This is a genomic window from Kitasatospora sp. NPDC004799 (assembly GCF_040609095.1).
In the GTDB taxonomy this organism is placed as follows: Bacteria; Actinomycetota; Actinomycetes; order Streptomycetales; family Streptomycetaceae; genus Kitasatospora.
Genome location: NZ_JBEXJK010000451.1, coordinates 1 through 6,420 on the forward strand (window position 1 = coordinate 1; position 6,420 = coordinate 6,420).

A 6,420-nucleotide genomic window follows, 5' to 3' on the forward strand; every position below is an offset into this window, starting at 1 on the left:
GCCAAGGCCTCCGCGAACCGCGACGCCGCGAGCGCCGTCCACTCCGCCAACCGGGCCGAGAGCTCGGCCCGGCAGGCCCGGGCGGCCGCGACCGACGCCAACAACGCGGCAGCCGACGCCCGGGCCTCCGCGGAAGCGGCCGGTAAGGACGCGACGGCCGCCCAGGCCGCCGCCGACGACGCCCGCGCGAACTACCAGGCCAAGTTCGACACCGAGCAGAAGGCGGAGGCCGTCAGGCTGGAGGCGGAGCGCCAGGACGCCGAGGCGCAGGCGCAGGCCTCCAAGGAGAAGCAGGACGCGATCGCGGGGATCGAGGAGGAGATCAAGAAGGCGAAGGAGGACAACGAGACCTCCAATTCCATCTACCGCCTCGTCTCCGAGACCATCCACCTCACCCTCGACGTCATCGGCGGCGTGGGCGGCGTCGTCGCCCCCGGCCTCGCCGACATCGCCGACCTCGTCAACTGCGCCTACTACGCCGTCGAGGGCAAGACCACCGAGGCGGTCGAATCCTGCATCGGTGCGATCCCCTTCATCGGCGACGGCGCTGCCGTCGCCAAGCTCGCCCGGTGGGCCAAGAAGTTCGGCTCCTGGGGCGAGAAGGCCGTCGAGTTCATCCAGAAACTCGTCAAGCGAGTCCCTCCGGCCTGCGAGCTGAACAGCTTCCCCGCCGGCACCCGCGTCCTGATGGCCGACGGCTCCACCCGTGCGATCGAGACCGTCAAGGTCGGCGACGAGGTCCTCGCCACCGACCCCACGACCGGAGTGACCGGCCCCCGTCGGGTCTCGGACACCATCTACACGCCGGACGACGGCGACTTCACCGACATCTCCCTGGGCGCTGGTCGATCCCTGACCAGTACCGGTCACCACCCCTTCTGGTCCGAGAACCGGAAGACCTGGACCGACGCCGCTGCTCTCGTCGCCGGTGACGAGCTGCGCAACCCGGCGGGACAGCCCCAGCGCATCGAGGACGTCCGGAACTGGAACACCCTCCAGCCCGCCTACAACCTCACTGTCGCCGAGCTCCACACGTACTACGTGGTCGCGGGCGACATGCCGGTGCTGGTTCACAATGCCAGTCCCGGCCGACTGCCGTGCTTGAAGATCTCCGGCGACGACGTCGACGGCATTTTCCACCGCGCCACCTACCCGAACAGCCGGGAGCAGTTCCTGGAGCACTTCCAGAGGCACGGGGAGCCGCTCGGCATGACGCAGCAGCAGTACTTCGACGCGGCCAAGGCGCTGGCCGATCGTCTGAAGGTGCCGGGTCCGAAGCCGGGATGGAACTCCTACGGCAAGGACATCGCCTTCCACGACGACAAGCTCAAGGGGGTGGCATACGTCAATCCGGTGACGGAGGAGTATCTGCTCCTGTCGCTGCCGGACAAGAAGATCGTGTCGTATCATCCTCCCAAGCCCGGCAGTTGACGGCTGCGAGGATTCATGGAACTGAGCTTCACGGATGCCTACACCATCTGGCGCCGCCTTCCCTTCCCGTCGTACGGCTCGACCCGGGAGTTGGGATTTCTCCGCGCCGATCTCGGCACGGCCTACGAGTACGTGATGGTGGTCCACGCCTATATGAGGACCGGTGAGTTCAGGCCGTCCGGTGCGAACGTCCTGGCGGAACTCGACGACGCCATGGCCCGAGCCGACGCCTTGTGCGCGGAATACTCGGGAGAGGACCTCGAGGTCGCGCGGGAGATGCGCGCGTACGCGGCGCTGCTGGCGGTCGTCTACCGGGGATTCCTCAAAGCAGGTGAATCCCTCTAGGTACTCTCATAGCATGCAAACGCCCGGCCGGGGTCTCCCGGCCGGGCGTTCTGCGTGTGCGGGGCTACAGGGCGGTGAGGCGCTCGGCGAGGTCGCGGGCGTGGGTGGCGGCGGTGGGGCCGCGGGTGGGGTCGGGGGCTTCGGAGAGGAAGACCAGGGCGAGCATCAGGGCGGCGTCCAGGCGGCAGGCGAGGAGGCAGGGGTCGTCCTCGGCGGGGACCGGGGCGACGGTCGCGTAGCCGGTGCGGAGGGCGGCGAGGTCGAGGTCGTTCTCCGGGTAGCGGGCGTACTCGGCGAGCCGGCCGAACTCCAGGGCGGGGGTGCCGAGGAGGGCGTTGGACCAGTCCAGGAGGGCGGTGGTGCGGCCCTGGTGGCGGCGGATGTTGGAGCTGCGGACGTCCAGGTGGAGCAGGCCGGTCTCGGTCAGCGGGGCGAGGTGGTGGGCGAGGAGGGCGGCGGCCGGGGGCTCGGGCCAGTCGGCGACGAGGCGGCCGAGTTCGGCCCAGCGGCGGAGTATCCGGGTGGTGAGGGCGTCGGCCGTGCTGCCGCCCTCGGCGGCGACCGGCCGCAGCCGGGGCGGGGGCACCCGGTGGAGGCGGGCGAGGAGTTGCCCGAGGGCGTGGGAGTCGAGCGGGCTGCCGTCGTCGGGGACGTAGTCGGAGAGCAGCACGTCGGGGGAGTTCGGGTCGTCGGCGAGGACCAGCTCCCGGGCCCGGGCGACCGGCAGGCCGTGCTCGGCCAGGTGCCGGGCGATGGCGTACTCCTGGACGAGCAGGGCGCGGGTGTCCACGTCCGGGTCGTTGGCGTTGGAGTCGAACCGCCGGTGCGCGAGCCGGACGGCGACCGGACCGCCGTCCGGGGCCTGGGCCCGGAAGACGGTGAACTCCAGGCCCTTGCCGACGAGTTCCAGGCCGCTCAGGCCCCACTGCTCGGCCAGCCGGTCCAGTACGGCGAAACGCTCACTCATGGTGCATCCTCGGAGGTCTTGCGACGGTCGGTCGTCCTGCCGTCCCGCAGCAGGGTGTAGGCGATCGGCAGGCAGGTCAGCAGGGTGACCACGCCGCCGAGGGCGAAGGCGGCGCGCGGCCCGGCCGAGGCGCTCACCCGGCCGAAGACCAGCGCGCCGAGGGGCATCGTGCCCCAGGCGAACAGCCGGTAGACGCCGGTGGCCCGGCCGAGCATCCGGTCCGGGATGATCGTCTGGCGCAGCGAGACGGCGACGACGTTCCAGACCATCAGGGCGAAGCCGGTGACGCAGTAGGCGACGGTCACCACGGGGACCCGGTCGGTGGCGGCCACCGCCAGGCCGGCGACGCCCATCAGGGCCAGGTTGCCGACCAGCGCGGGGACCCGGCCGATCGCCGCGGTCAGCCTGCTCGCGACCGTGCTGCCGACCACGCCGCCGACCGCCCCGGCCGCCAGCAGCGCCCCGTACGCGGCGTCCGGGAGCTCCAGCACGTCGCGCACCAGGATGACGAAGACGGCGATCTGGCCCAGGTAGACGGCGTTGATGACGCCGGCCGAGACGGTCAGGGCGCGCAGCAGGGGGTCGCGCAGCACGAGCGCGACCCCCTCGCGGATGTCGGCCAGCAGCCGGGGTCGGCCCCCGGACGGTTCGGGTTCGGGCGCGGGGCCGCGCACGCCGCGCAGCAGCGCCGCGGAGAGCAGGAAGGAGACCGCGTCGATCAGCAGCGGGACGGCCCGGCCCACCGTGAACAGCACGCCGCCGACCACCTGCCCGAGCAGGTCGCGGCCGACCGTCTGGACCGCGAAGAGCCGGCCGTTCGCCGACTCCAGCCGCTCCTTGGGCACGACGCTGGGCATCAGCGCGAAGGACGCGCAGTCGAACAGCACCTCGCCGATGCCCAGCAGGAAGGCGGCGGTGAGCAGCGGCCAGAAGGTCAGCCGTCCGGCGGCGAGCAGCACGACGGTGAGGACCAGCACCGCGGCGCGCAGCAGGTCGGCGAGGACCATCAGCAGCCGCCGCTCGAAGCGGTCGGCGTACGCCCCGGCGGGCAGGCCGAACAGCAGCCAGGGCACCGTGGTGGCGGCGGTGACCGCGGACACCTGGAAGGCGTCGTCCAGCACCGCGGTGGACAGCAGCGGCAGCGCGGCGAAGCGCATGCCGTCGCCGACCGCGGAGGAGGCCGCGGCGCCGATGACCCGGTGGTAGCCGGCGGCGGGGCGGACGGTGGTGTCGGTGCTCACCCGCGCGGCTCCGGAAGGGACTCCGGGCCGGCCGGAGCACCGGGCTCCGCCGGGTCGGGCTGCGCCGTGAGGTCCCCGTCGCCCGCCGAGAAGACGGCGCAGCGCAGTTCGCTGGTGTACCGGTGGCCGTCCACCTCCAGCCAGCGCTGGTCGGGGGCGGGCAGCATCTCGGAGACCTCCAGCGTGCCCTCCGCCTTGGCGGCCAGCCGGCCCAGCTGGCGCACCAGCAGCGGGGACTCCCAGTCGACGTAGACGGGCTTCGGCTCGCCGGGGACCTTGACGAAGACGTGCCGGGGCAGCCCGTGCTCGGCGCGCAGCCGGCAGGCGGCGACGAACCCGGCGGCGTCGTCCCGGCCGGTCTGCCGGCCGAGGACGGTGGTGTCGCGCAGCCGGGCGGCGGGGATGCGCCAGGTCTCGCGCTGCAGCACGACGCGGCCGCAGCGGATCCGCGGGATGTGCGCCAGGTCGGGGGCGTCCAGCCCGGCGCCGCCGAAGTGGCGGGGGAAGGCGAACGGGGAGAGCGGGTCCTGCCGGATGCTCGGGCCGCCGGCCGGGGGCGCCATCAGGCGCAGCCGCCCCTCGACGCCGCGGGCGCGCAGCTCCAGCCGGCCGTCGCGCAGCACCAGGTACAGCTGGGAGGGCTGCAGCACCCGGTCGCGGGTCTGCCCGGAGCGGCCGTAGACCTCCAGGTCGTGGCAGGGGTAGACGAGTTGGGTGGAGGACTTGTCGGGGTGGCCGCGGGACAGGTTGGCGAGCACCTCGTCGTCCGCGAGCAGGGACCGGTAGCCGCGGTACACCTCGGAGAGCAGCTCGGGGGTGTGCTCCTGGATCAGCGGGCCGAAGCTGGTGTGGGTGATGACCTCCCGCACCGCGTGGCAGTCGCCGATGACGGCGGTGAACCGGCCCTCGGCCAGGTCCTCCCGGCTCGCCGCGGCGAACAGGATGTCCGGGTCGCAGACCGCCGGCGGGCTGCTCGGCTGGGCGGCGAGGACGGCCGCCATCCGCTCCCGGTCCACCACGACCTCGGCGCGGTCCGGGTCCGTCGCGGCCTCGCCGAGCAGGGCGGTGCTGATCTCCCGGTCCAGTTCGGCGAGTTCGGCCTCGACGGCGAGGCACTCCCGGGCGATGGCGTCCCGGTCGCGGAAGAACTCGGCGTAGAGCACGTCCAGCGGGATCTCCACCCCGGGGCCGAACCGCTCGGCCACCCACCGGGTGAGGATGACCAGTTCGCGCCGCATCCGCAGCCGGGGGCCGGCCAGCACGGTCTCGTACACGATGGACAGCTCGTCCGTGATGAAGCGGGCGAGGTCCGGGCCGACGGTCAGGTCGGTCGGCCGGCCCCGGGCCTCCTCGAACAGGATGCTGCGGTCGGCGTAGTGCAGGCCGCTGTTGCGGTTCGCGGGGCCCCCGGTCAGCTCCTCGAAGCGGGCCTTCGTCCCGGCCAGCGCGGCCGCGCGCTCGGGCAGCGGGAGCCGGGCGAAGCGGGTCAGGTCGGCCTCGAAGCCGTCGATCGCGGTGAGCAGCGGGGCGGCCAGCTCGGCGGGGGCGGCGAGCAGTTGCTCGCGCAGGGCGGCCAGCGGCCGGTGGTCGCCGATCGGGATCTCGAACTCGACGACCACCCATTCGAGGTCGGCGAGTTGGGCGAGCACCTTGTCGAAGGGGACGGGGCAGCGCAGCTCCTGCTGCCAGGCCCGGCGCAGTTCGCGCAGGGTGCGCTCGCCGTCGCAGTGCTGCCACAGCCAGGCCTCGTACGGTTCCACCGGGCGGCCGCCGAGGTGCTGGAAGTCCCAGTCGGTGTCCAGGCCGTCGCGGGTGGTGAAGGCGTACAGGTCGATCCGGCCGTCGCGCAGGAAGGACAGCGGGCGGCGCCGGGGCCGGGCGTGGTCGAGCAGGCCGGGGACGGCGGCGGCGCTCTGGGCGAGCTTCTCGGCGGCCCAGTGGCTGAACAGCGCCCGCCGTTCCAGCTCCTGTTCACCGGACCAGGTGATGCCGGGGGCGGTGCCGACCAGGCCGGGGGTGAACGGGCCGAAGTGCGAGTGGGTCTCGTTCTTGGTGGTGACCCGCTGGAGGTACATGGTGAGCAGGTCGGTCATCTTGCGGGTGCGCCGACCGGTCCCGCCGTCGTGGGCGTCGAGCCAGGCGGCGAAGGTGGGGTAGGCGGAGTCGTTGGAGAGCAGCAGGACCTGCCGCAGGCGTTCGTCGCCGAAGGCCTCGACCACGGCGGCCCCGGCCCGGTCGAGCCGGTCCTGGTGCCGGGCGGCGAAGGCGGCCTGCTCCGCGGCGAAGTGCCGGGCGGCGTCCTGGTAGGCGCGCAGGGCGGCGGCCGCCTCGGCGGGGACGGCGGCGGCCGCGGCGGCCAGTTCGGGCTCGGGGACGGGCAGCAGGAAGCCGGCCGGGGAGGAGAGCTTCGCCGCGCCGGGCACCGGGTGCCGGCGC

Annotated in this window: 5 protein-coding genes; 2 read left to right on the top strand and 3 right to left on the bottom strand. The window is 73.3% G+C overall.

Annotated features, from left to right (window positions below; translation table 11 throughout):
- Positions 1-1,431 (top strand): polymorphic toxin-type HINT domain-containing protein (locus tag ABZW03_RS35145; protein ID WP_355267743.1); only part of this gene is annotated, 1,431 nt, incomplete at its 5' end.
- A gap of 15 nt (positions 1,432-1,446) precedes the next feature.
- Positions 1,447-1,776 (top strand): hypothetical protein, encoded by a 330-nt coding sequence (locus ABZW03_RS35150; protein WP_355267746.1) that lies wholly within the window; start codon positions 1,447-1,449, stop codon positions 1,774-1,776.
- A gap of 64 nt (positions 1,777-1,840) precedes the next feature.
- On the opposite strand, the gene ABZW03_RS35155 is transcribed toward ABZW03_RS35150, so the two are convergent.
- The 3 genes from ABZW03_RS35155 to ABZW03_RS35165 all read right to left on the bottom strand — a co-directional run.
- The gene (locus ABZW03_RS35155) at positions 1,841-2,743 is read right to left on the bottom strand and encodes an aminoglycoside phosphotransferase family protein (protein ID WP_355267749.1); all 903 of its coding nucleotides are present in this window, start codon (positions 2,741-2,743) and stop codon (positions 1,841-1,843) included.
- Positions 2,740-3,984 carry an MFS transporter gene (locus tag ABZW03_RS35160; RefSeq protein WP_355267752.1) on the bottom strand — a complete coding sequence of 415 codons (1,245 nt, stop codon included), beginning with the start codon at positions 3,982-3,984 and terminating at the stop codon, positions 2,740-2,742. Before ABZW03_RS35160 ends, ABZW03_RS35155 begins: the two co-directional genes overlap by 4 nt.
- On the bottom strand, positions 3,981-6,420 hold a 2,440-nt coding region (locus ABZW03_RS35165; protein ID WP_355267756.1), incomplete at its 5' end, for a lantibiotic dehydratase. The genes ABZW03_RS35165 and ABZW03_RS35160, both read right to left, overlap by 4 nt.